At 68.1% G+C, this 25281-nt stretch carries 21 protein-coding genes and 1 pseudogene; 12 read left to right on the forward strand and 10 right to left on the reverse strand.

All coding sequences use genetic code 11. From position 1 onward, the window contains the following. Positions 1-45: 45 nt before the first annotated feature. A complete protein-coding gene (locus tag NL241_RS32280) occupies positions 46-402 on the reverse strand; it encodes an STAS domain-containing protein (protein ID WP_487690237.1) in 357 nt (118 codons plus the stop codon). A 72-nt stretch (positions 403-474) separates the two neighbouring features. On the opposite strand from NL241_RS32280, the gene NL241_RS32285 reads away from it, so the two are divergent. Genes NL241_RS32285 through NL241_RS32295 form a run of 3 tightly spaced genes read left to right on the forward strand, consistent with a single transcriptional unit; the run spans position 475 to position 3570 of the window. Then, positions 475-1275: an alpha/beta fold hydrolase gene (locus NL241_RS32285; RefSeq protein ID WP_487690234.1), complete on the forward strand. Its 801-nt coding sequence runs from the start codon at positions 475-477 to the stop codon at positions 1273-1275. Further along, positions 1275-2441: a SpoIIE family protein phosphatase gene (locus NL241_RS32290; protein WP_494396124.1), complete on the forward strand. Its 1167-nt coding sequence runs from the start codon at positions 1275-1277 to the stop codon at positions 2439-2441. The genes NL241_RS32285 and NL241_RS32290 overlap by 1 nt, the downstream gene beginning before the upstream one ends. Before the next feature lie 19 nt (positions 2442-2460). Beyond that, a complete protein-coding gene (locus NL241_RS32295) occupies positions 2461-3570 on the forward strand; it encodes an epoxide hydrolase family protein (RefSeq protein WP_494396125.1) in 1110 nt (369 codons plus the stop codon). Here the strand turns inward: NL241_RS32295 and NL241_RS32300 are convergent. Beyond that, positions 3567-4697, reverse strand: a complete 1131-nt coding sequence (locus tag NL241_RS32300; protein ID WP_487690226.1) for an alpha/beta hydrolase fold domain-containing protein — start codon at positions 4695-4697, stop codon at positions 3567-3569. The two genes, NL241_RS32295 and NL241_RS32300, sit on opposite strands and share 4 nt — an antisense overlap. A 197-nt stretch (positions 4698-4894) precedes the next feature. On the opposite strand from NL241_RS32300, the gene NL241_RS32305 reads away from it, so the two are divergent. Beyond that, positions 4895-5449 carry a helix-turn-helix transcriptional regulator gene (locus NL241_RS32305; RefSeq protein ID WP_494396126.1) on the forward strand — a complete coding sequence of 185 codons (555 nt, stop codon included), beginning with the start codon at positions 4895-4897 and terminating at the stop codon, positions 5447-5449. Here the strand turns inward: NL241_RS32305 and NL241_RS32310 are convergent. After that, entirely contained in the window at positions 5404-6822 is a 1419-nt protein-coding gene (locus NL241_RS32310) for an amidase (protein ID WP_494396127.1), read from the reverse strand. The two genes, NL241_RS32305 and NL241_RS32310, sit on opposite strands and share 46 nt — an antisense overlap. 138 nt (positions 6823-6960) lie before the next feature. Between NL241_RS32310 and NL241_RS32315 the strand changes: the two genes are divergently transcribed. The 4 genes from NL241_RS32315 (at position 6961) to NL241_RS32330 (ending at position 13404) form a co-directional block, all read left to right on the forward strand. After that, positions 6961-9387, forward strand: coding sequence for a GcvT family protein (locus tag NL241_RS32315; protein WP_494396128.1), 2427 nt, complete (start codon positions 6961-6963; stop codon positions 9385-9387). A 43-nt stretch (positions 9388-9430) separates the two neighbouring features. Further along, on the forward strand, positions 9431-10213 hold the full coding sequence (locus tag NL241_RS32320; protein ID WP_487690213.1) for an IclR family transcriptional regulator: 783 nt from the start codon (positions 9431-9433) through the stop codon (positions 10211-10213). A gap of 150 nt (positions 10214-10363) precedes the next feature. After that, the gene (locus tag NL241_RS32325; RefSeq protein WP_494396129.1) at positions 10364-12127 is read left to right on the forward strand and encodes a BCCT family transporter; all 1764 of its coding nucleotides are present in this window, start codon (positions 10364-10366) and stop codon (positions 12125-12127) included. Positions 12128-12456: 329 nt separating this feature from the next. Then, positions 12457-13404: an AraC family transcriptional regulator gene (locus tag NL241_RS32330; protein WP_494396130.1), complete on the forward strand. Its 948-nt coding sequence runs from the start codon at positions 12457-12459 to the stop codon at positions 13402-13404. A 4-nt stretch (positions 13405-13408) separates the two neighbouring features. Here NL241_RS32330 and NL241_RS32335 read toward each other — a convergent pair whose 3' ends face one another. From NL241_RS32335 to NL241_RS32355, 5 genes are read right to left on the reverse strand one after another with little or no spacing between them, the layout of a single operon-like run. Then, positions 13409-14266, reverse strand: coding sequence for a polysaccharide deacetylase family protein (locus NL241_RS32335; protein WP_487690206.1), 858 nt, complete (start codon positions 14264-14266; stop codon positions 13409-13411). Continuing rightward, the gene (speB, locus tag NL241_RS32340; RefSeq protein WP_494396131.1) at positions 14266-15231 is read right to left on the reverse strand and encodes an agmatinase; all 966 of its coding nucleotides are present in this window, start codon (positions 15229-15231) and stop codon (positions 14266-14268) included. Before speB ends, NL241_RS32335 begins: the two co-directional genes overlap by 1 nt. Positions 15232-15245: 14 nt before the next feature. Then, positions 15246-16010, reverse strand: a complete 765-nt coding sequence (locus NL241_RS32345; protein ID WP_494396132.1) for an SDR family NAD(P)-dependent oxidoreductase — start codon at positions 16008-16010, stop codon at positions 15246-15248. Next, positions 16007-16723, reverse strand: coding sequence for an SDR family NAD(P)-dependent oxidoreductase (locus tag NL241_RS32350; RefSeq protein WP_487690199.1), 717 nt, complete (start codon positions 16721-16723; stop codon positions 16007-16009). Before NL241_RS32350 ends, NL241_RS32345 begins: the two co-directional genes overlap by 4 nt. After that, a complete protein-coding gene (locus NL241_RS32355) occupies positions 16692-18161 on the reverse strand; it encodes an APC family permease (protein ID WP_494396133.1) in 1470 nt (489 codons plus the stop codon). The genes NL241_RS32350 and NL241_RS32355 overlap by 32 nt, the downstream gene beginning before the upstream one ends. Before the next feature lie 142 nt (positions 18162-18303). Here NL241_RS32355 and NL241_RS32360 point away from each other — a divergent pair, with 142 nt between their 5' ends. From NL241_RS32360 to NL241_RS32370, 3 genes and pseudogenes are all read left to right on the forward strand, one after another. Continuing rightward, positions 18304-19677: a PucR family transcriptional regulator ligand-binding domain-containing protein gene (locus NL241_RS32360; protein ID WP_494396134.1), complete on the forward strand. Its 1374-nt coding sequence runs from the start codon at positions 18304-18306 to the stop codon at positions 19675-19677. A gap of 124 nt (positions 19678-19801) precedes the next feature. Continuing rightward, positions 19802-20266: a hypothetical protein gene (locus tag NL241_RS32365; protein ID WP_487690193.1), complete on the forward strand. Its 465-nt coding sequence runs from the start codon at positions 19802-19804 to the stop codon at positions 20264-20266. Next, positions 20263-24573, forward strand: a pseudogene (locus NL241_RS32370) (cation-translocating P-type ATPase); the annotation flags it as partial. The gene NL241_RS32365 and the pseudogene NL241_RS32370, both read left to right, overlap by 4 nt. Here the strand turns inward: NL241_RS32370 and NL241_RS32375 are convergent. Beyond that, positions 24480-24770, reverse strand: a complete 291-nt coding sequence (locus NL241_RS32375) for an Rv1535 domain-containing protein (protein WP_494396135.1) — start codon at positions 24768-24770, stop codon at positions 24480-24482. The pseudogene NL241_RS32370 and the gene NL241_RS32375 sit on opposite strands and share 94 nt — an antisense overlap. Between NL241_RS32375 and NL241_RS32380 the strand changes: the two genes are divergently transcribed. Beyond that, complete coding sequence (locus NL241_RS32380; protein ID WP_487690191.1) at positions 24741-25010, forward strand: hypothetical protein; 270 nt, start codon at positions 24741-24743, stop codon at positions 25008-25010. The two genes, NL241_RS32375 and NL241_RS32380, sit on opposite strands and share 30 nt — an antisense overlap. Here NL241_RS32380 and NL241_RS32385 read toward each other — a convergent pair. Then, positions 25007-25270 carry a hypothetical protein gene (locus tag NL241_RS32385; protein WP_494396136.1) on the reverse strand — a complete coding sequence of 88 codons (264 nt, stop codon included), beginning with the start codon at positions 25268-25270 and terminating at the stop codon, positions 25007-25009. The two genes, NL241_RS32380 and NL241_RS32385, sit on opposite strands and share 4 nt — an antisense overlap. Positions 25271-25281: the final 11 nt, after the last annotated feature.

Here is a 25281-nt window from a genome sequence, read left to right on the forward strand (position 1 = left end):
GGTGCCGGCCTGCAACCTGATGTCAAGATGCGCGCCTGGTCGACGTCAGCCCAACGACAGCAGCGCCGCCTCCAGGGTGGGGTGCACATTGAGTACGTCGTCGAGCCCCACCAGCTTGAGCGGCCTGCTGGTCGCCGGACCGTCGGCGACCACAGCGAACCCGGCTTGCTCGCCGATCTGTTCCTTCGCCTTGACGAGCACCGTCATGCCGGCCGAGGCCAGAAAGGTGACCTTGCTGAGATCGATGACGAGCGCGCGCGGCGAGCCTGCCAGCGCGGTGCCGAGGGCGGTGCCGAGCAGCGGCGCGGTGAGCATGTCGACCACGTCGTGAACCTCCACCACTGTGATGCCCTCCACCACGTGTTCGTGCACGGCGAAACCACCGGATACGTCGTCCGTCATCACCTCTCCCCACGGTCGCCGTGCCTACCGTGCAGTATCTCAGCACACGGACCTGATGGGAGTATTGGGGACATGGACGTCCGAGCGCGCAACAACGTGCACGTTGTGGGGCGCGACGACGGGCCGACCATCGTTCTCGCGCACGGCTTCGGCTGCGATCAGAACCTGTGGCGTCTGGTGGTACCGAGGCTCGAGTCCGAGTTTCGTCTGGTGTTGTTCGATCATGTCGGGGCGGGATCATCGGATCCCGACGCCTGGGACGCCGCGCAATACACAACACTGCAGCGCTACGCCGACGACGTTCTGGAGATCGTGGACGGGTTGGGGCTGCGGGACGCCGTGTTCGTGGGGCACTCGGTGGCCGCCATGATCGGTGTCCTGGCCGCTGTCGCCGAACCGAGCGCCTTCCGCGGGCTGGTGCTGCTGACCCCGTCGCCCTGTTACCTCGATGACGACGGCTACCGCGGCGGCTTCTCCCGGCGCGACATCGACGAACTCCTCGAGTCGATGGAGAGCAACTACCTGGGGTGGGCCAGCGCCATGGCGCCGGCCATCATGGGCACCCCCGATCGTCCCGAACTCGGTGACGAGCTCACCGACAGCTTCTGCCGGACCGAACCGTCGCGGGCGCTGGCCTTCGCCCGCACCACCTTCCTGTCCGACAACCGAGCCGATCTCGCCAAGGTGCAGGTGCCCACCCTGGTCGTGGAATGCTCTGACGACACGTTGGCCCCCCGTGAGGTCGGTGCCTACGTCCGCGACCACATTCCCGGTAGCGAGCTGGTGACGCTTCAGGCCACCGGCCACTGCCCCCACCTGAGTGTGCCTGAAGCCACCGCGGCAACGATCGCCGCCTTCGCCCGACGCGCCTGATGTCCGATGCGGCGCGTGTGGACCTCGGCGACTTCTTCGACAACGCTCCCTGCGGGTTCGTCACCGCACAGCCCGACGGCCGGCTGACCGACGTGAACGCCACTTTGACAAGGTGGCTCGGTTTCACACGAGAGGATCTGCTGGGCAAGCGTTTTCCCGATCTGCTCAACGGCGGCGGGCGCATCCACTACGAAACGCACTTTGCGCCACTGCTCCAGATGCGGGGAGAGCTCAGCGGGATCACCGTCGATCTCGTGGCGGCCGACGACAGCCGTTTCCCGGTTTTTGTCACCGCCAACGTCAAGTTGGGCCCGAACGGTGAGGCGGTGGCCCTGCGCATCACCGTGCAGGATGCCCGCGAACGCCGTTCCTACGAACGCGAACTCCTGCACGCGCGGCAGCGCGCCGACACCGAACGCGAACGGGCACAGGTACTCGCCGACACCCTGCAGCGTTCCCTGTTGCCGCCGAAGCTGACTCCGCCCGACGGGCTCGACGCCGCCGCTTACTACCACCCTTCGTCGGGAGACGATATCGGCGGCGACTTCTACGACCTGTTCCCGCTCAGCCGGCATCGGTGGGGCTTCTTCCTCGGCGATGTGTCGGGCAAGGGTGCCGGGGCTGCTGCCGTCACCTCTCTGACCCGCTACACCCTGCGAGCCGCCGCGGTCTACGACGACAACCCGACGAGGGTGCTGGCCAATCTCAACGCGGTGCTGCGGCCCGAATTCTCCACCGCGGATCCCCGGTTCTGCACCGTCATTTTCGGTGTGATCACGCCCTGCACAACGGGTTTCGATATCGACCTGGCCTCCGGTGGCCATCCTCCCGCCCTGTTGCTCACCGCAGACGGACACGCCCGCCACGTCGACCTGGCCGGCGGCCAGGGCATCGGCCTGTTGGACACGCCCCGCATCGTGGCGGCGCCGCTGCACTTGTCGCCCGGCGACACCCTGGTGCTCTACACCGATGGATTGACCGAAGCCAGAGTGGACGGGACGGGCCGGTTCGACGACGAACACGCGCTGTTGCGGTTCGCCGCCGAGCACGCGCCGGCCGCCGCGGCGGAGTTCGTCACCCTCACCCGCCGACTCCTGGCGAGTTTCGGTCAGGGGCTCGAAGACGACGCAGCCGTTCTGGCGCTGGGGGTCCCGCCGAGCCGGTGACGTCGGGCACAATCAGGTGATGGCCGATGTGCACCCGTTCCGCATCTCGATTCCCGATACCGTCTTGACCGATCTGCAAGGGCGGCTTCGCAATACCCGCTGGCCGGAGCCGGAACCGGTCGACGACTGGAGCCAGGGCATCCCGTTGGCCTACACCCGCGAGTTGGCCGGGTACTGGGCCGACGGCTACGACTGGCGAGCCAGGGAAACCGCACTCAACCGGTTCGAGCAGTTCATCACCGAGATCGACGGCGTCGATATCCATTTCATCCACCAGCGCTCGCCCCAACCGGATGCCTTCCCGCTGATCATCACCCACGGGTGGCCGGGCTCGGTCGTCGAGTTCCAGAAAGTGATCGCCCCCCTCAACGACGCCGGCTTCGATGTGGTGTGCCCGTCGCTGCCCGGCTACGGCTTCTCGGGTAAACCCACCGCCACGGGCTGGGGGGCCGAACGGATCGCCGCCGCCTGGGAAACTCTGATGGTTCGGTTGGGCTACAACCGCTTTGGCGCCCAAGGCGGTGACTGGGGCGCGGCCGTCACCCGCCAGATCGGACGCAACGTCGGCCATTGCGTGGCGATCCACACCAACATGCCGATCGGCAGTCCGCCCGCCGAGGTGCTGGCCAACCCGTCAGAGGAGGACAAACGGGCCCTGGCACGCGTGGATCACTACCGGAAGTGGGACTCGGGCTATTCCAAGCAGCAGTCCACCCGGCCCCAGTCCCTGGGATACGGTCTGGTGGATTCCCCGGTGGCACAACTGGCCTGGATCGTCGAGAAATTCTGGTCCTGGATGGACTGCGACGGCCACCCCGAGAACGTGCTCACCCGCGATGAGTTGCTCGACAACGTGATGCTCTACTGGGCCACCGCGTCGGGCGCCTCCTCGGCACGGCTGTACTGGGAGAGTTTCACCAGCTTCGGCGGTGGCGAACCGGTCCGGCTGCCCACCGGTGTCGCGGCGTTCCCGAAGGAGATCCTGCAGGCACCCCGCACGTGGTGTGAAGCCAACTACGCCAACATCACCCGTTGGACCAAGATGCCCCGCGGCGGTCACTTCGCAGCGTTCGAGCAGCCGGAACTGTTCGTCGACGACGTGCGGGCGTTCTTCGACAGCGTCCGTTAGACGGCCACTGCCCCCGCGGCACGATGCTGTTGGTGCACCTCGTTGAGGAATTTCGCCGCTTCGACCGAACACCGCCGGGCATGTGAGCTGTCCACCAGATCGAAGGCATGCCCGGCACGTGGAATCTCGCAGTACTGCACCGGGTTCCGCGACGTCGCCCGCAGCGCATCCCGGAAGGCGCGCGCCTCGTCGACGGGGATGACGACATCACTGTCGCCGTGGATGAGGAAGAACGGCGGTGCGTCTCGATGGATCCGGGCCATCGGTGACGCCGCCGAGAACACATCAGGGTACCGTTTCTGCTTGCGGCCCACCACAACTCGCTCCAGGAAGCCCTGGAAGTTCTCCCGCGCAGCCGTGGACCGGTCCTGCCAGTCGTACCGTCCGTAGATGCCGACCACCGCGTCCACCGACGTGTCGGCGTGCTCCAGCAGTTCGCCCCGGAACGCCGGGTCACCCGGGGTCAATCCGGCCAGCGCCGCCAGATGCCCGCCGGCCGAACAACCGGCGATCGCCACGAACCGGCGGTCACCGCCGAATCGGTCGACGTTGGCGCGCGCCCAGGCGATCGCGGCATTGACGTCGGCGATGTGCCGGGGCCAGCGATGCACGGGAGACACCCGGTAGTCCATTGTCAGACACACCCAGCCCTGCTTGACCAGGTGATGCAGCAGCGTGTGCCCCTGCAGCACGCGCGTGCCCTGCACCCAGGCGCCGCCCGGTACGAACAACAGCACCGGGGCCGGGCCCGGTGGCAGGTCGGGCCGACGCCAGACGTCGAGCAGCTGCGCCGGGTGATCGCCGTAGCGCACGGAACTGCGGTAGAGACAGCGGCGCCGCTGCGCACTGGCGCGAAGAAACGGCGGGACCCGAGTGCCGCGGGTCTGCTCCGCCAGGTCCACGGCAGTGTCGATCACGGCCTCCGCGTCATCGGCCGGGGCCGCCGCGGCACCGGATCGGCGGTGGATCGCCGCCCGCATCGCCGTCGGGGCGTAGTGGCCGCCGTAGAGTGCCATCGCCGTCAGACCGGCGAAGGGCTCGAGGTGTTTTCCCACGACCGGCAATGACGAGTACAGCCGCGTCGAGGCCAACACGAGGTCAAAGGGATGCAGTGATGGAAGAGCCATGACAGCTCCTTCCCGCAGGAGGCAGTGTGACGCCGCCTGGCTGCAGCGTTGGCCCTGGCTACCCGTGTTCGCCGAAACTCAAACCGCAAAGCCGTCACAATGCCGTCCACCCTCGGAAACGCGGCCGTTACCAGCCGTAACGACGCCGTGACGGCCCACCGGCAGGACCAGAAATGGTCCACCGCCAGGGTCGTGATGTGGACTTGTCACCTCTGCCCGGACTGTTGTCACCGGTGCCCGAACGGCGCGGCCTGGCCCTGCTCGAACTCCTGACCGCCTCCGGCGGTGTCACCCACGGTGAGCTTCGCGCCTTGGACGCGCGCGGTGACCACGTCGCGGTGGCCGCCCTGGGCTCCGGCCGCGCCGCCGCGACGACGCGGCATGTCCTGACGGCCGGCGGCCATCGCGTGGGCGAGTTACGCATCGGCGTCGGACGGGTGTCGGCCCACACGGTCACCGCTCTGACGCCTCATTTCGCCGCGGTCGCCGAGGTGGTGAGCCACCGACTGCGGTTGGGCCTGACCACCAGGGAGCACATCATCCTGAGCGCGCTGGCCGAGGGTTACACCAACGCCGAGATCGCACAACGGGAGTGCGTGGCCGTTCGCACGGTCACCACCCATGTGGAAGCCATCTTTCGCAAGCTCGGCGTCACCAACAGAGTCCAGGCGGCTCGAGTGGCCATGGACTGCGCCTTGGTGCCACGTCAGAGGTTCGGCGTGACGCCCGCCCACGGCCTGGCGGCCTCGTAGTTGGCGGCGGCGCGCAGCACGTCCGCATCGCCGCGGTGCCGGCCCGCGATCTGCAGACCCACCGGGCGTCCGTCGGCGGTGAAGCCGGCGGGTACCGAGATGGCCGGGGTGGTCGTCATGTTGAACGGGTAGGTGAGCAACCAACCGAGCAGCCTGCGTTGTAGCGATTGTCCGTCCAGCCACTCCGGCGCGAACCGGTCCAGGGGGAACGATGCGGTGGCCAGGGTGGGGCTGACCAGGAGGTCGTAGCGGCGCATGAAGGCGCTGAAGGTATCCCACATCCGGCCGCGGAAGGCTTCGGCCCGACCGATCTCGACAGCGGTGAGCGCCTCGGCCTGGGCGAAGATCTCGATCAGGTTGTCGTCGACCTGACCCTGCATCGACTTCCAGTCGAGCACGTCGTACTCGCAGGCATAACCGGGCACCCACAGCGCTTTCCACATCGCCTCCTCGGGGTCACCCCAGTCCGGCGTCGCCTCCTCGACCACTGCGCCGAGCGATTCGAACACTTTGACGGCCTCGGCGCAGACGGCTGCGACCTCGGGGTCCACCTGGCCCAGGCCGAGATCGGGTGACCACGCCACGCGCCAACCCGCGATGTCACCGTTGACGGCCGCCGCGTAGTCGATCCCGTCGGCGGGAACGCTGTTCGGGTCGGAATCCGACGGCCCGGCCATCACCGAGAACATCAGCGCCGCATCGGCGACCGTCCGGGTGATCGGCCCGTGGAAGATGTGCGTGTAGTGCCTGCCGTCGAGCAGGGTGTGTGGGATCCGGCCCAGCGAGGGTTTGAACCCGACGACGCCGCACAACGCGGCGGGAATGCGCACCGAGCCGGCGCCGTCGGCCCCTTCGGCCAGCGGACCGAGGCCGGCGGCCACCGAGGCCGCCGCTCCCCCACTCGAACCGCCCGCCGTGTGGCCACGCGTCCACGGATTGTGAGTCGGGCCGTACAGGTGGCTGTCGGTGCCGCCGTAGTACCCGAATTCCGGTGCGTTGGTCTTGCCCAGGAACAGCCCGCCGGCTTCTTTCATCCGCGTCACCACGGTGGCGTCGTGTGTTCCGACGGTGCCGCCCAGGGGTTTCAACGAGGAATCGAAGGGCAGCCCCGCCATGGTGGTCAGACCCTTGATGGAGAACGGCACGCCGTGCAGCGGTCCGCGGGTGGTACCCGCGGCCAGTTCGGCCTGCAGTTCGGCGGCATCGGCCAGCACCTGATCCCGATCGAAGTGGATGTAGGCGTTGAGTTCGGGGTTGACGGCCTCGATCCGGTCGGCGAACGCGGTGGCCACCTCCGTCGGTGACAGCGACCCGGCCCGGATCTGGCCGGCGAGTTCGGTGGCAGGAGTCCAGCACAGTTCGCTAGCAGACATCGGCACAGCGTAGGAATTACCCGCGGCCCCACGCACCGGCGAAAATACGTATTCGGGACCACCTGTTGCGCGGTCCCACACACCTGGATAACGTTGCGCCTACCGCATGGGTTGCTTTATGTGCAACAGGAGCGCTGCATGACTGGTCGCAAGGTTGTCATCATCGGCGCGGGAATCGTCGGGACGTCGCTGGCCGATGAGCTGACCTCCCGCGGCTGCACCGACGTCACCGTCCTCGACCGCGGTCCGCTGTTCATCACCGGCGGCTCGACCTCCCACGCGCCCGGGCTGGTCTTCCAGACCAACGGATCGAAGACCATGAGCGAGTTCGCCCGCTACACGGTCGAGAAGTTCGTCGGCCTGAACGCGTTCAGCCAGGTGGGCGGGCTGGAAGTGGCCACCACCCCGGCCCGCTGGACCGACCTGCACCGCAAACTCGGCTGGGCCAGATCCTGGGGCATCCCTGGGCAGCTGCTGGACGCCCAGCAGTGCGCACAGCTTTATCCACTGCTCGACACCGACCGCATCCTCGGCGGTTTCCACACCCCCACCGACGGTCTGGCCAAGGCCTTGCTCGCCGCCACCGCCCAAGCCGAACGCGCCGGCGAGAACGGCGCGCGGTTCGTCGGCAACCAGGAAGTCTCCGACATCCTGGAACGCAGTGGCCGGGTGGTCGGTGTTCGCACCACCTCGGGTGACGAATTCGCCGCGGACGTGGTGGTCTCGGCCGCCGGGTTCTGGGGTGCGCAACTCGGCGCGAAGGTCGGCCTGACGGTGCCATTGGTACCGATGGCCCACCAGTTCGCCAAGACCGGCCCGGTGCGCGGCCTGCGGGGGCAGGATGAACCGGGCATGCCGATCTTGCGTCACCAGGACAAGGACCTGTACTACCGCGAATACGGCGACCGCCTCGGTATCGGGTTCTACGGGCACCGTCCGATGCCCGTGGACATGCGGACGTTGCCCACCGACACCGCCGGCCAGCCGATGCCGTCGATGCTGCCGTTCACCGAGGATGACTTCGCCCCGGCGTGGGCAGCCAGCACGGACCTACTCCCGGCGTTGGCCGATTCCACGGTCGACGAAGGCTTCAACGGGATCTTCTCCTTCACCCCCGACGGCTTCTCGATCATGGGCGAACACCGCGACCTGGCCGGCTTCTGGGTGGCGGAGGCCGTATGGGTGACCCACTCCGCCGGAGTGGCCAAGGCCATGGCCGAATGGATCGTCGACGGGACTCCGCGGACCGACGTCCACGAATGTGATCTCTACCGGTTCGAGGAGTGCGCCACGAGCCCGGAGTTCATCCTCACGACCAGCTCGCAGGGTTTTGTCGAGGTCTACGACATCATCCACCCGCATCAATACCGTTCCGAGCCACGCGATCTGCGGGTGAGCCCGTTCCACCGGAGGCAGACCGAACTCGGCGCCTTCTTCTTCGAGGGTGCGGGTTGGGAGCGACCGGCGTGGTACGACGCCAACGCCGCACTGGTGACCGAATTGGCTTCCCAGGGTGTCGCTTTCCCCGAACGTGACGAGTGGTCGGGCCGGTTCTATTCGCCGATCTCGATCGCCGAGGCCCGGTGGACCCGCGAGCACGTCGCGCTGTACGACATGACGCCACTCACCCGCTACGAGGTGAGCGGCCCCGGTGCCTGCGCGTTCCTGCAAGCGCTGACCACCAACAACGTGGACAGAAAGCCCGGCGCAGTGTCGTACACGCTGATGCTCGACGAAACCGGGGGTATCCGAAGCGATCTCACAGTGGCGCGCCTCGATGCGGACCTGTTCCAGGTGGGCGCCAACGGCCCGCTGGACATGGACTGGATGCTCCGGCACCTGCCCGCCGGCGGCGTCACCGTGCGCGACATCACCGGCGGCACGTGCTGTCTTGGAGTGTGGGGGCCGCGGGCCCGCGATCTGGTGGCACCGCTGTGCGCGGCCGACATCTCGCACCAGGCCTTCGGCTACTTCACAGCGCGCCGCACGTTCATCGGGCCGGTGCCGGTGACGATGATGCGAGTTTCCTATGTGGGCGAATTGGGTTGGGAGATCTACACGTCCGCCGAGCACGGGCTCACGCTGTTCGACCTGCTCCACACCGAAGGCCGACGGCACCGGGTCATCACGGCGGGCCGGATCGCGTTCAACAGCCTGCGGATGGAGAAAGGCTACCGGTCCTGGGGCACCGATATGACCGCCGAGCACCAGCCCGCCGCGGCAGGTGTGGGTTTCGCGGTGTCGGACCGCAAGGCCGACTTCCTCGGCAAGGCTGCACTGGACAGATCCACCGCACCGGCAGAGGTGCTACGCAGCATCGTCTTCGACGACCCGCACGCCGTGGTGCTGGGCAAGGAGCCGGTCAGTATCGACGGGTCCGTGGTGGGGTACGTGACCAGCGCCGGTTATTCGGCCACCATCGGCCGCACCATCGCCTATGCCTGGTTACCCGCCGGGGTGGCTGCCGGTGATGCCGTCAGCGTCGCCTACCTGACCGACACCTACGCCGCGACGGTGGCCACTGAGCCCGTGGTCGACCCCGAGATGACGCTGATCCGGCGATGACTCGTCACCTCGAAGGTTGATGATGCTTACACTGGGACCCGCCATGGCTGCCGAGAATCCGTCCGAGAAGAGCCCGGCAGCCGTACAGTCCGTGGACCGCGCACTGATGGTGCTCGAGATCCTGGGCAAGCTGGGTACGGCCGGTGTCACCGAGATCGCCGCCGAGCTCGGAGTACACAAGTCCACGGTCTCTCGGCTGGTCGCTGTGTTGGAGTCCCGCGGGTTCGTCGAGCAGCTCTCCGACCGTGGCAAGTATCGGCTGGGCTTCGCGATCGTCCGGCTGGCCGGGTCCACCAGCGCCCGGATGGACCTGGCCAAGGAGAGTCAGCCCATCTGTGATGAGCTGGCCCAGCAGAGCGGGGAAACCACCAATCTGGCGATCCTCGACGGCGACCGGATCATCAACATCGTCGAATCCCACGGTCCCGCCGAGATCACGCTGCGTACCTGGGTGGGCCAGAACTGTCCGGCGCACGCCACCTCGAGCGGTAAGGCACTGCTGGCCGCACTGCCGCCGGCCGAGGTCCATGAGCGGCTCGGCTCGCAGCTGGCCAAGTTCACCGACAACACCATCGGCGACGAAGCCGAACTGGCCGCTGAACTCGACCGGGTACGCGACGCCGGCTGGGCCAGCGTCTGCGAGGAACTCGAGGTGGGTCTCAACGCCATTGGCGCGCCGGTGCGCGACGGTACCGGCAAAGTGGTTGCCGCTGTGAGCGTTTCGGGTCCGGCGTACCGGTTGAAGCCGGCCCGGTTCGATGAGGTGGCCACCATGGCCGTGCTCGCCGCCGCCCAGATCAGCCGAAGACTCGGCCACCTGGGCTGACGTCGCCGGCCCTTCGCGACCCGGCACACCTGTTTTGACTCATTCCGCCCATGCGTGGACTCGCAATGTTGTTTAATACGCAACGCGTGCGCAATTCGCAACATGCAGAGTTGGGGCCAAGCCGGCCACACCACGACGCAAGGAGCCGATATGTCGCTCGACACAGGCGGTGCCGCCGAGTCCGCGGACACCACCGACCTCAGCGAAACCGGGCCGCGGCAGGCTCATCCGCTGGCACCGATCACCGCCCCGGTGCACCCCAGGGATCCGAACCCCGGCCGTGACTGGGTGGTTTTCGGCGTGACCGGAGCCTTGTCCATCGGGTTTGTGGTCTGGGGACTGATCGATACCCCCAGCTTGGCGTCGGTGACGGCCGGCACCAAGAACTCATTGATCGAAGGACTGGGCTGGTTCTTCGTGCTGGCCGCGAGTTTCTTCGTCATTTATGTCCTGTGGCTGGCTGCCAGCAAGTACGGCCGGATCCCGCTGGGCTGTGATGACGAGCGGCCGGAGTTCCGGACCACATCGTGGATCGCGATGATGTTCAGCGCCGGAATGGGCATCGGCCTGATGTTCTGGGGCGTGGCCGAGCCGCTCAATCACTTCGTGACGCCACCGCCGGGCACCACCGAAGCCCAGTCCGACGCCGCGTTCCAGACCGCGATGGCCACCACGATGTTCCACTGGGGGCTGCATCCCTGGGCCATCTACGCGGTCGTCGGGCTCGCCATCGGCTACGGCATGTACCGCAAGGGGCGTTCCCAGCTGTTGTCGGCGGCATTCACCTCACTGTTCGGCGACCGCGCCAACGGCCCGGCCGGCAAGGTGATCGACATCCTGGCGATTTTCGCCACACTGTTCGGCTCGGCCGCGTCGCTGGGACTGGGCGCGCTGCAGATCGGCGACGGGCTCGAGTTCAGCGGGTGGGTGGGCACCGTCGGGACGCCGATCCTGGTCAGCATCATCGCCGTTCTCACCGTCGCCTTCATCCTCTCGGCGGTGTCGGGCATCGCCCGCGGTATCCAGTGGCTGTCCAACATCAACATGGTGCTGGCCCTGACCCTGGCGGTGTTCGTCTTCGTGGCCGGCCCAACCCTGTTGATCCTCAACCTCATTCCGAGTGCACTGGGCGACTACGTCCAGGATCTCGTCGGGATGAGTACGCGTACCGACGCCAACGGTGACGCCGAGTTGGCCGCATGGCTGTCCGGCTGGACCATCTTCTACTGGGCGTGGTGGGTGTCGTGGACACCGTTCGTCGGCATGTTCATCGCCCGCATCAGTCGCGGCCGCACCATCCGTCAGTTCGTCACCGGCGTGCTGCTGGTCCCGACTCTGGTGAGCTTGGTCTGGTTCTCGGTGTTCGGCGGTTCGGCGATCGAACGTCAACGCAGCGTGGGCGACATGGTGGGCCAGGACGGGTCCGTCGACAGCACCGGATCGCTGTTCACGCTGCTGGACACGATGCCCCTGGCCGGTGTCACCACAGTGCTGGTCATGGTCCTCGTCGCGATCTTCTTCGTCTCCGGCGCCGACGCCGCCTCGATCGTCATGGGTTCGCTGTCCGAGCGGGGTGCGCATGAACCGCGCCGCGCCACCGTGGTGTTCTGGGGGTCGCTGACCGGGGCCGTCGCGGCGATCATGCTCATCATCGGCGGGGGCGGAGCGGACGCATTGACGGGACTGCAGAACCTGACCATCGTGGCGGCTGTGCCGTTCGTCCTCGTGATGGTCCTGCTGTGTGTCGCGCTGTACAAGGACCTACGCAACGACCGGATCGTCGTGGTGAACCGCCGCAGCACCGAACTGGTCGAACGCGCGGTGGTCACCGGTGCCGGGCATTACGGTGACAACTTCGACTTGGTGACCCGGTACCACAAACTCGACTCGACGCCCCCGAAAGAGGGCCGCTAGCACCCGTTTTCAGAGATCGTCGGAGCGGCCGTCGCAGGACGCACAATCGGCCTCGTCGAAGCCGAAGGAACCGCAAGAGGGGCAGATGAAGTCGAGCATGGGAACCGCCTTCTGAGCACGCTGTGAACTGGGGCGCCGGTCGGCTCCGGCGTAGCTTGCCTTTACCCGACGGTGCTCGTGGTGAAACACCTGCTTTTCCCGGGACGAAATGGGGGTTGCTGTGTGGCGCCGGAGATGATTTGCTGACACCGAGGCGCCGGTAGCACGAACCTAGAACAGCCCTGGGTGTGCACGGCGCGGGGCGCGGCCTGCCGACAAGGGGGTTACCTGTGGAAGACCTGCATTTCGACAGCACGGACCTGGCAGAGACCGAGGAATTTCTGATCAAGGCCTATACCACCATGCGGATCGGTGGGCGCAGTGACCACGCTCGCACCAGGATTGACCGCAAGTGGCTCGGGCCTGTCAGCATGGACACCCTGTCGTTCGGCTTCGACATGCAGTTCAACGTCCGGCCGCTGAGAAAGGTCACCATCGGGCGGGTGCACTCCGGCAGGATCGAGTCGCGGTTCGCACAGGTTCGCGACGTGTTCGGTCCCGGTGACACCATACTGATTGCTCCGCCGGATGAGCCCTATGCCGGTCAGGTTTGCCACGCGACCTACGACGCCACCATGTTCGACACCGAACACCTCAACCGCGTCGCCTCACCCGCTGCTGGGGCCGAAGGCACGAACGTGTTACTCACAGGGCACCGGCCGGTGTCGAAAGAGGCCGGCGAGCGGCTGAGCGGACTGATCGGTTATCTGCGCGACAGCGTGCTGGCCAACCCGGACCGCCACCGCTCACCTCTCGTCGCCTCGACTGCCACAATGCATTTGGCGAGCGTGGTACTGGAGACCTTCCCCAACAATGCCCAGCTCGACACCACGGCCGCAGATCGCCAAGGCGTCAAGGCCGCCGTGCTGCGCAGGGCCATCGCGTTCATCGACGACAACGCCCACACCGACGTCTCGATCGTCGACATCGCCCGGCACGTGAACATGACACCGCGCGGGGTGCAGTACATGTTCCGCCGCGAACTCGACTGCACGCCCATGGAGTACACCCGCCGGGTTCGCCTCGGCCACGCCCACCGCGAACTGACGGCCGCCAGCGCCGACACCAGCACGGTGGCTCAGATCGCCACCCGCTGGGGCTTCGCCCACAAGGGTCGATTCGCCCGGAGCTACCGTCAGGCCTACGGGAGATCGCCGCACGAGACACTGCTGGGCTGACACCTCACCGCGGAACATCCGGCGGGGTGATCGATCGCGGTGAGAGTCCGAGCCCACGAACGTGTTCGGCGATCTCGCCCAGGTTCGTCACCCAGACCTCGTCGTGCTCGAGGACGTAGCGCATCAGGTCGTCGAGCTCGGCGGCCCGGGAGGGGCGGCCCGACAGGAACGGATGGTTGGTCAGCACCCAGCAGCCGCCGGCGCGGCGCAGCCCGTCGAACTCCAGCTGCCACAGCTCGCGTGCCTTGCGCGGACTCTCGATCAGTCCGCTACCGCTGATATCGGGCAGGAAGCAGTACTGCTCCCAGTCGTCGAGCGCCCACTGGATCGGAATCTCCACCAGAGATACGCCCGGCGTCACCGCCAGTTCGTAGGGCGCATCGGCGTCCATCAGGCTGGAGTCGTAGAGGAATCCACGGTCGGCCAGCAATGCCGGGGTGCGCCACGACAGGTCCCACATCGGCGCGCGATATCCCACGGGCCGTACCCCGGCGACCTCCGCCAACGCCGCCAGCCCGCGGTCGATGACGTCGATCTCCTGCTCGAGGGTCAGCTGGGTGGGCTGTTCGTGCAGATAGCCGTGATGGGCGATTTCGTGGCCGGCCGCAACCACGCTGCGGATCGCCTCCGGATAGCGGTCCGCGGTGTGCCCGGGCACGAAGAACGTCGAACGGATCTGGTGACGCTCGAGCAGATCGAGGATCCGCGGAATCCCCACCAACGGACCGTAGGCCTGATGGCTCATCACACTCATCCGGGCGCCGACGCTCTCGTTGCCCCAGAGGACCGCCGATTCGGCATCGACGTCGAAGGTGAAGGCGGCGGCCGCGGTTTTCCCGGCGGGCCAGCTGAATTGGCTCATCACCCGACCATAAGGGTGATCAGCTCGTAGGCGATGTTCGCGCCGGCGACGGCGGTGACCTCGGCATGGTCGTAGGCCGGAGCCACCTCCACCACATCGGCTCCCACGATGTCGAGCCCACGCATGGCCCGGAGCACCGCGATCAACTCCCGACTGGTCATCCCGCCGATCTCCGGAGTACCGGTGCCCGGCGCGAAAGCCGGGTCCAGCACGTCGATGTCGATGGACACGTACACCGGGTGCGCACCGACCCGTTCCAGGACCCGCTCGATCACCCCGTCCACCCCGATACGGTCGATGTCGCGGCAATGCACCACGGTGAAGCCGAGTTCGGCGTCGTCGAGCAAGTCCGCCCGGTCATAGAGCGAGCCCCGGATGCCGACGTGCGCGGAGTGGTCCTTGACCAGCAGCCCCTGCTCGGCGGCGCGCCGGAACGGGGTGCCGTGTGTACACGGCGCGCCGAAGTAGGTGTCCCAGGTGTCCAGGTGCGCATCAAAATGGACCAGCGCCACCGGGCCGTGGATCTCGTTGGCCGCCTGCAACGCCGGAAGCGCAATGGTGTGGTCGCCACCGAGGAGCACGAATCGCTGGGCGGGACGGCCGATCACGCCCAGTATCCCGGTGCGGATCTGATCGACGGCCTCGCCGATGTCGAAGGGGTTGGCCACGATATCGCCGGCGTCTACCACCTGGGCGGCCGCAAACGGTGCCACATCGAGCGCGGGGTGGTACGGCTTGAGCAGGCGCGACGCCTGCCTGATGGCCGACGGGCCGAACCTGGCACCTGGCCGGTAGGTCACTCCGCTGTCGAACGGGACTCCGACGACGGCGACGTCGTAGTCGCCGACGTCGTGGCGTTGCGGTAGACGCGCGAACGTGCCCAGGCCCGCGTACCGCGGAACCTGTTGCGCATCAACCTGTCCGAGAACACCGGATTCCGACCGTACGTAGGGTTCGCTGGGCAACACAATCTCCTTCTCTAAACCCGGCTGCGGGTGGATCCGCCGTTGCACGAGATCACCTGACCCACCACAGCCTCGAGCTCGAAATCCGACAGCATCTCGACGGCGGCGGAGATCTCGTCCGCGATGCCGATGCGACCCAACGGGATCGCTGCCGAGTAACGCTGGTGGATGACGTCGAGTCCGACACCGGCGGCGTCGGCGTCGATCTGCAGTTGCGGGGTGTCCACCACACCGGGCGCCACCGCGTTGACGATGATGTGCTCCGGCGCCAACTCCCGGCCCAGCGTCTTGACCAGAGAGATCAACCCCGACTTGGCTGCTGCGTACGCGGTGGCCTCAGGCCAGCCCGTCACCCCCCACTCACTGGCGATGACGACGATGCGCCCGGCACCGGCGGTACGCATGTACGGCAGCACCGCCTGCACCAGATGAAAGGTACCGCCGAGGTTGGTGTCGACCACCTTCCACCAATCGGTGTCGTCGTGCTCGAGCAGGGGCCCCATGGTCATGTACGCATGGTTGGCGACGAGGATGTCCAACCGGCCGGTGGTGGATGCCACTTCGCCTGCGATGCGGCGACATTCGTCCGGATCGGAAACGTCCCCTGCCGCGGTCACGCCGCCGACCTCGGCGGCCAGGGCGTCCAGTTCGGCTGTGTCGCGCAGGTCGTTGACGGCGACGGTGGCGCCGGCGGCGGCCAGCCTTTTGGCGTGCGCCGCGCCCATCCCCTGCGCCGCTCCGGTGACGAGCGCGACCCGGCCGCGCAGATCGGTACTCATATCACCGCTCCCGAGTTGACGTTGACCACGTCGCCGACGCTGAAAGTGGCATCGCAGACCAGGTATTCGACACAGCGCGCCACTTCACCCGGCTTCGTGAGCCGCCGCAGCGGTAGCGTCGCCAGGTAGTCGGGCGCCCGCCAGGGTGAGTCGGCCGCCAGCAGCGGCGTATCGGTGGGGCCGGGCGCCACGGCGTTGACCCGCACTCCCCTGTCGGCCACCTCGGCGGCGAGGCTGCGAACGAACCCCAGGATGGCGCCTTTTGCCGCGGCGTAGTGGGCGTCCTGGTCGCCTCCGCCGACGGCCAACTCACTGGCCACCGCAACCAGGCTGCCCCGGCTGCCGATGAGATCGGGCAGCGTCGCCCGCGCGACGTTCACCAGTCCACCCAGGTGCACCCGCAGCATCCGCCGCCAGGCCGCTGTGCTGATCTCGGCGACCGGGGCCATCTCGTAGTAGCCCGCCGAGGTCACCACCGCACTGACCGGGCCCAGGCTGTCCCGCAACTGGGCCACGGCGTCGGCCACCGCGGCGGCATCGGAAACATCCACTGCCCAACCATTTTCAGAATCCCGGGGGTCGAGGTCCAGACAGCCGACGGTGAACCCGCGCGATGTCAGCGCGTCGACCACGGCGGCGCCGATGCCGCTGGCCCCACCGGTGACCAGCGCGACGCGGCGCTCAGTCACCGGCCACGGCCCGTTGCTCGTCATAGTCGTCGGTGGGCGCGGCGATCCGCGACCGCACACTGGCCAGGATCAGGGTTCCCAGCACCGCCAGCGCTGCGACACCGATCCACACCGACCAGTCCAGGAAACGCTGCTCGAAAGCGGCTCTGGGCCAGGCGATGTTGAGGAACTGCAGCACCGCCCACACCACCGCCACCACGGCCACCGGCACGGTGAGCCCGCGCAGGTTGAACGCGGCGGGCTGCCAGGCGCGGCGGAGCACCACCACCAGGAAGCCGATGAGCGGGAACAAGAAGGCGAGATAGAAACCGCCCGCGGTGAAGTTGACCATCAGCGAGTAGACGTCACCGGCGACGATGCTCAGCAGGAACAGTCCCGCCCCGATGACGGTGGTGACCAGGATGGCCACCACGGGGATCCGGGCCCGGCCGCGCAGCTGCACCAGGGTGCCGGCCGCCGGCAGTGCGCCGTCGCGGGCGTAGGCCCAGATGACCCGCGACGCCGAGGTCTGCAGCGCCAGGAAGCTGGCCAGGAAGCCGATGACGAACAGCACCTCGACGGGTTTGGCGATGCCATGCCCCAACGCGGTGGTCAGTGTCTCGTACACCGGGTCGGCCACCGCGCCTTCGGCCACGGCGTCGAGATCCGGGATGGCCAGGATGATCGCGAGGCTGGAGTAGCCCACCACCAGGGCGATGAACGCCAGGGAGAACAGCACCGCCTTGGGGAGGTCGCGGCGGGGTTCGTGGACCTCTTCGGCAATGGAGCCGGCACTTTCGAAGCCGACGAAGGACCAGCCGATGAACGCCACCGCCATCAGGAACGGACCACCCAGGTAGCTCCACGTGTCTGATGAGACTCCGGGGCCGGACCCCCCAAATTCGAACAGCACCGACAGAGAGTTCTGCCGGTGGAACAGCAGCAGCCAGGTGCCCAGCACCACCGAGCCGATCACCTCGGCGATGATGCTGCCGATCATGAAGACCTTCAGCGCGCCACGGCCGATCAGGTTGACGGCCGTGCCGGCCAGCAGGATGGCCAGTGCGATCAGGGCGAGCGTGCCGCCCGATGGTTCCTCGACGCCGGCGATGTTGGCCACGAACCCGGCCGCTCCGAGCGCGACCGTGGCCATGGCGATCACCAGCGTCCACATGTAGACCCACCCCGCGAACCAGCCGTAGGTGGTGCCCAGCAGCCGGCGCGACCACTGGTAGATCGAGCCTTCCAGGGGCCAGCGCGACACCAGGGTGGCGAACACCAGCGCCACCAGGAACTGACCGGCGAACACCAGCGCGAAACCCCACCAGAAGCTGGGGCCCGCGGACGCGATCGCCAAACCGAAGATCCCGTACAGGGCGACGATCGGCGAGATGAAGGCGAACGCGAAGGCGAACGCCGACCACAACGAGAACTCACGGCGCAGCTGCTGGGGCTGCTCGAGGGGGCTGACCGCTGACGACATGGCAGGAACTATCACGCTCGACGTGCGCAGACGCCAGGGCATCGGGCGAATACGCAGAGATCGCACCGTGGCGGGGTGCCGGTATTGCACGATCGCACAACGACGCGGCCCGTTGATGTGACGCTGACGTTACGCTCGCCTGATGTCCGACGCCCGCCCGGAGCAGGCTGCGCCGACGCTGCGCGACCTGCTCGATGCGCCCGGACTGGGGCTGTCGGTGCCCGACGGCGAGACCCAGGATCTGGACCGGGCCATCAGCTGGGCCCACACCACCGAGATGCGGGATCCTTCCCGCTATCTCCGGGGCGGCGAATTGGTGTGCACCGTCGGGCTCAGTCTGCAGACGCCGCAGGACTGCGCGGTGTTCGCCGAATCATTGGGCCGGGCGGGTGCCTCAGGGGTGTGCTTCGGCATCGGGGACGGCCACGACGACGTGCCGGCCGCGCTGTTGCTCGAGTGCCGGCGCCACGGCTTGCCGATTCTGGTGGCCCCGCCCAGTGTGCCGTTCAGTCAGGTCAACCGGTTCGTCGCCGAATTCTGGTTGGGCTCCGAGATCGCCGTGGCACGGGCCACCAATGCCCTTGTGCCCGAACTGCTGTCGTCGCTGCGGCGTCACGAGTCTGCGCGGCAGCTGCTCGACGGCGCCGGCCAGATCCTGGGGTGTTACTTCCTGCTCGAGCCTCCGGGAACCGGCGATGGCGAAGGCGTGGAGGTCGACGTGCCGGGCGTCGGCACCCTGGTGTGGGTGGGCCGCGGCGACCGCCCGGAACCGGCCCTGCTGAACCTCATCGCCCGGTTCGTCCGTGCTGCCCAGGGTGAACGCGATATCGAGGCCGCCCTTGCCCGTGAGCGGGTAGGCCAGCTGTTGTCGCTGGTGGAGCGGCGCATGCTGCTGCCGGATGCGTTGAGTCAACTGTTGTCCTGGGCCGGGTTCACCGCCGGGGAGCTGAGTTGCTCGGCGTGGCCCGCGGGCGCCGGTGCGCTGTTATCCATGGCGTTTCCCGAGGCGTTGATCGGCGACGCTCCCGATCTGTGTCTGATGCTGACCGTCGGTGCGCTCGAGACCTCCGAAGAACTCGCGCTACCGTCCGGTCATTCGGCCGCGGTACCGCTGACCGATATCGGGTCGGCCATCGCCCAGGCCCGGATTGCGCTCGATCTGGCGCAGCACCGCGGGGGCCGCGTCGGCCCGGATCAGCTCAGCACGCTCGAGAGCCTGCTCGAGCAACTGCCGAACGCGGCGCTGGCTCCTTTCCGTCAGCAACTGGTCGATCCGCTGGCCGACCTGGATGCCCACCGCGGCACCCAGCACATCCGCACCCTGCGGGTGTTTCTCGCGGCCAACGGGTCGCTGAGCGAAACCGCCAAAGAGCTGTACCTGCACACCAACACCGTTCGGCACCGGCTGGCCAGGATTCAGGAGATCACCGGCCGAGATCCTTTGCAGCACAACGACTTGACTGCATTCGCCATCGGGCTGAAGGCTCACGACCGCGACCCCGAACGGCAGTCCTGACCGCGAAATGTGAACGGCGAATTCCACGTCGTCTGATCGTTCACCAACGGTGTGTATAACGGATGGTTATTCGGGAATGACTAACCGGTGAACAGCTGGCGGAATCGGTGAGGCGGGAGTGGCGATGAATCCTTTTACAGTGGCCGTTCGAGGGGTGACGAAAGCGGCAGACGCCACCACCGCAGCGGCCGGCGCCATCAGTGGCGCCGCCATCAACGGCGCAGTCGGCGGAGTGCGCGGCGTGGCGAGCGGGGTCCGCTCCGGACTCAGCAGCGGTAGCCAGTCCTCAGCTGCGGCGGCGCTGACCATCGGCGCCATCGGCGCGGCCGGACTCGTCGAGTGGCCACTGCTGGTCGCCGTCGGCGGTGCGGTTCTGGTGGTGCATCAACTGAGCCACCGCGTGGACGGCGGTGCTCCGGCGAGCTCACCGGCCCCGACCCCCGCTGCGGCGCCCACCTTGTCGTCCGTGCCCACCGCTGCCCCGACCGCTCCGCGTAAAACCGCCCCGCGCCCAACGGCATCCACCCGTAAGCCCGCAAGCGGGGCCCGCAAGTCCACCGCTGCCCGGCGCTCCTCCACCACTAAGTGAGGGCACTGCTCGGGCGCCTGTTCGACACCGCGGTGACGGTTGCCGCCGCCCCTGTCGTGCTGACGGCTGCCTGCGCCAGCACCGGTCTCAAGCTCACGTCCTCCGCGGCAGGCACTCTCAGTGACACCTTCTCACCGAGCCTGAGGGCGAGCGCAGCGGCGGTCAAGGAGGTCCTCGGCGGATCCCCGGCACGCAGGAGATGGCGCAACGGCGACCGGTACTGGATCGAGGTCCGCGGACTGTCCCCGGACAACAGTGGCGCTCTGGTCGAGGCGATGCTTGCCGAACCCGGCGTCACCTCGGCACGCCTCAACCACGCAGTCCACCGCCTCGTGCTGACGGTCGACGACTCGACGCCGGCTATCGACCGCTTGTGTCGGATCGTGGACGAGTTCGAGGCAACTGACGAAGATGCGGTGCGCGCGACCGACCTGCCCGGCGACGGCGTGGTGCTGGCCGGCCGGATACTGACCGCGGCCGCGAACGGGGTCGGGTTGGGCGTCGCGACAGCGGGCCGGCTTCTGCCGTTGCCCGCACTGCCCGCAGGGCTGGTGTCGGCGGTGACGGTGGTCGATTACCAGCCTCGGTTACGTGCGCTGGTGGAGCAGCGCCTCGGCGACACGGCGGCGGACACCGCGCTCGGGCTGGCGGCGGCCTCGGTGTACACCTTCACCCAGGCACCGGCGTCGCTGGCGGTCGAGTTCTTCCGTCACCTCAGCCAGGTGGGTGAGCTCGTCGCCGCCGCACGGGCCTGGCAGGACCTGGAACCGGACCTTGCCGCCCGTGCCGAGGCCCCCGACATCGACCCGGTTCCCGAACGTCCCTGTCCACTGCCGCCCGGACCCGTCGAACGGCACGCCGGGCGCAGTGGTGTCGCCCAGGGCGTCGGCGCCGCTGCGGTAGGCCTGCTCACCGGAGACATCAACGCCGCCGGTACCGCAGCTGTCGTTGCCGCACCGAAGGCGGCCCGCAGTGCGCGGGAGGCGTTCTCGGCCACGCTGGGCCGTGGACTGGCCGATCGGCACGATGTGGTGGCACTTCGGCCCGACGCCCTGCGCCGCCTCGACCGTATCGACACCGTGGTGATCGACCCGCGGGTGTTGCTGACCGACGAGCTGCGGGTCAGCCAGCTGCGCGGCGTTCCGCAACACGCCACCACCGAGGTGTGGCAGTGGGCGCAGCAGCAGGTGCAGCGCGGCGCCCTCGGCGCCGGCTGGCATCGCGCGCCGGTCACGGAGAGCACCAAGCCGAACGGCAACGGACCCGGGCAGGTGTTCATCCGGCACGCCCATCATCCGCTGGCCGCTGTGGCCATCAGTGAGATCCGGCGCGCCGATGTCGAGGTGATGTCGGTGGCCGGCGACGAACTCGACGAACTGCGGTCATCGTTCGACGAGCTGTACCCGGTGGAGGGCTCCGTCGAGGCCGCCCTGTTCGGCGCCGTGCACTCGCTGCAGGCCGATGGCCGCACCGTCGCTGTCGTGTCTACCGTTGCCGCCCAGGCTCTTTCGGCGTCCGACCTGTCGATCGGCGTCCTTGCCCCGGACCGCCCCCCGCCGTGGCGGGCCGACCTGCTGGTACCTGACATGACGGCGGTGTGGCGCATCATGCGTGCCATCCCAGCCGCGCGGAAAGCCAGCCGCCGGGGCACGGAACTGGCCACCAGCGCCTCGGCACTGGGCGCACTGCTGATGGTGCCAGGTGTGCGTGGCCGTGGCCCTGGACCGGTCACGGCCGGCGCGGCAGCCGGCTTACTCACCGGAATGTCCTTGGCACGAGGCGTCCTGAGCGACGAGCCCCCGGAGCCGGCTCCCAGCCAGGATTGGCACGCGATGTCGGTTGATCAAGTGCTGCAAGCACTTCCCTCCCCAGACCACGAGGAACCTCACCAGCGGTCGAGGCTCGCCGCGTCGGTGAGCCTGGCCGGGCGGGTCACCGGACCGGCACTCGGGCTGGCCGGTGAGATGGCCACCGCGGTCCGCCACGAACTGTCCGATCCACTGACCCCGATCCTGGCCGTCGGCTCCGCCGCGAGTGCCGTGCTGGGATCCCCGGTTGATGCTGTGCTGGTCGCGTCGGTGCTGACCGGAAACGCCATCTTGGCAGCGGCCCAACAGTTGCGGGCGGAACGCTTGCTGCGCCGGATGCTGGCCGTGCAGGAGCCGCAGGCCCGTCTCATCGTGGGCGACGGATTCCGCAGTGTGGAGGCCGAGCAACTGAGCCGCGGGGACCTCATCGAAGTCTGGCCCGGTGAGGTGGTCCCCGCCGATTGCCGCATCGTCGAAGCGCACGATCTCGAGGTCGACGAATCCGCACTGACCGGCGAATCGCTGCCGGTCGTCAAACAGGTGCAGGCCACCCCCGGTGCGATAGTCGCCGAACGCGACTGCATGCTCTACGCCGCCACCACCGTGGTCAGTGGTACCGCGGTCGCCGTGGTGACCTCGGTCGGCGTACAGACGCAGGTCCGGCGCGCCGCCGCAGTGGCTCCCGCGCACGGGTCGGCGGTGGGCCTGCAGTCCCAGTTACGCGAGCTGACGAACCGGGCGCTGCCGATCAGCCTTGCCGGTGGTGCCGTGGTCAGCGGCCTCGGGCTGCTGCGCAGAACGCCTCTGCGGCAAGCAGTTTCCGGCGGCGTGGCCGTAGCGGTGGCCGCCGTTCCCGAGGGTCTCCCCCTGGTCGCCACATTGGCCCAACAGGCCTCGGCCCGCCGGCTCACCAAATCCGGTGCCCTGGTGCGGACGCCCAAGGCGGTGGAAGCGCTCGGCCGCGTCGATGTGGTGTGCTTCGACAAGACCGGCACCCTCAGCGAGAACCGCCTCAGGGTCTCGCAGGTGGAAAGCTTCGCCGATCTCACCCGTGAGCAGGTGCTCGGCATCGCGGCGCGCGCCACCCCGCCGAAGAACGGCGGACGCCACGAGCACGCCACCGACGCCGCCGTGGTCGAGGCGGCCGGGGCAGCCCACCTCGACGCCGGCGAGGTCGACGCCCACTTGCCGTTCCGGTCGGGGCGACCGTTCTCGGCGACCCTGATCGGCTCCGAACTGCTCCTCAAAGGAGCCCCCGAGGCGTTACTCGCTGCGTCCACCTCGCGCGAGCTGGCGATCGGGGAGACAGTGCATCAGATGGCCGGTTCCGGGTTGCGCGTCATCGCCGTGGCCCGCCGCACCGTCACCGCGCAGCAGGCGAAGGCCGCGCGAGACGATGACGACGCGTTCACCGAGCTGTGCGGCTCGGGGCTGGAGATCGCGGGTCTGCTCGGACTCTCGGATACCCCACGCGCGGAATCCGCGGCGCTATTGGCCGCCCTGAAGGAGCAGGGTATCGGCGTCCGGCTGATCACCGGCGATCACCCGGTGACCGCAACGGCCATCGCCGCCGAGCTGGGGCTGCCGATGTCGGCCGGCCAGGTGATCAGCGGCACGGAATGGGAAGGGCTGTCTCGGCGCGGGCAGGAAGCTGCCGTGCGGGACACCGTGGTGTTCGCGAGGATGACACCCGAGCACAAGGTGCAGGTGGTGCAGACCTTGGAGCGCGCCGGGTTGGTATGCGCCATGGTCGGCGATGGTGCCAACGACGCCGCGGCCATCCGTTCGGCCACCGTCGGAATCGGGGTGGCCTCTCGCGGCAGCGACCCCGCCCGCACTGCGGCCGACGTCATGCTGCTCGACGGGCGCATCGGCGCGCTGCTGGATGCTCTCGAAGAGGGGCGGCAGCTGTGGCGCCGGGTTCAGGCCGCGGTGTCGGTGCTCCTGGGCGGCAATGCCGGCGAAGTGGCGTTCGCCATCATCGGTTCGGCGCTGACAGGCCGCTCGCCGCTCAATGCTCGACAGCTGCTGCTGGTCAACATGATGACCGACGCGCTCCCGGCCGCCGCACTGGCGGTGAGCCCGTCGATCGACACCAGCGGCGGCGGGCACGGTCCGGATCAATCGGCGTTGTGGCGAACGGTGGCCATTCGCGGTACCACCACCGCCGCCGCGGCCACCACCGCCTGGCTGCTGGCCGGCTTCAGTCTGCGACCACGGCACGCCTCGACCGTTGCACTGGTCGCGCTGGTGTCCACCCAGCTGGGGCAGACGCTTTTGGACTCGCACAGCCCGCTGGTGGTGGCGACAGCGGGCGGTTCGCTGGCGACGCTGGGCGTGCTGATCAGCACCCCGGGCGTCAGCCAGTTGCTGGGCTGCACGCCTCTTGGGCCGCTCGGATGGGCTCAGGCCTTGGGCACCGCGGGGACGGCGACCGCCGCGGCGTGGGTGGCACCCCGGGTGCTCTCGCGCGTGCAGTCGTCGATGTCGACGACTCCGAGCCGCCACAATGCGGCGTACAGCTCGCGCAACGGGATTGCGATGAACCTGGCCACTACGGACACTGGATCGGACGAGCCGCTCGCGACGGATGTGGTGGACACGTCCTCCACGGTCCGGACACCGGACGTCCTGACGCCCAACACGCCATGACCGAAAGGCAACAAATGGCCGAATCCTCGTCGAAGACGTCGCACCGCGAGGCGGTGCAGAAGGTCCGCGACGCGCAGTCCTTCGCAGTGGATCTACCGGTCGTGGGCCGGGTGCGCCTGCCGCGTCCGGAGCAGCTGGCGTTCTACGGGGCGCTCGGTGTGCTGGCCGCCGTGGAGATCATCGAATGGCCGGTTGCGCTGGTGCTGGCGACGGGCCATCTGCTGCTGCACGACGAGCACAGCCGCGTCGCTCAAGAAATCGGCGAGGCTCTCGAAGACGCCTAAGCGGGCTCGCTGACCGGCTCCGGGAACCGCCGCGTCAGTGCGGCGAGCATCCGGTCGAGTTGCTGGATGTCGTTCTCCAACTGACGGATCGTCCGCTTGATCTGATGGGCATCCGGCTGGCCGGTGGAACTCGCTGCGGTGAGTCGCCTCACCAGTGCGGCGATCTTCGCTCCGGTTGCCCGGCGTTCCTCACTCAGGAGCCGGCGCATCGACTGCGCCTGCAGCACATCGGCCTGAGCATCGGAGTCCTCGCTGAGCATCTGGTCACGAT

The sequence above is a fragment of the Mycolicibacterium sp. SMGY-1XX genome (assembly GCF_059132455.1).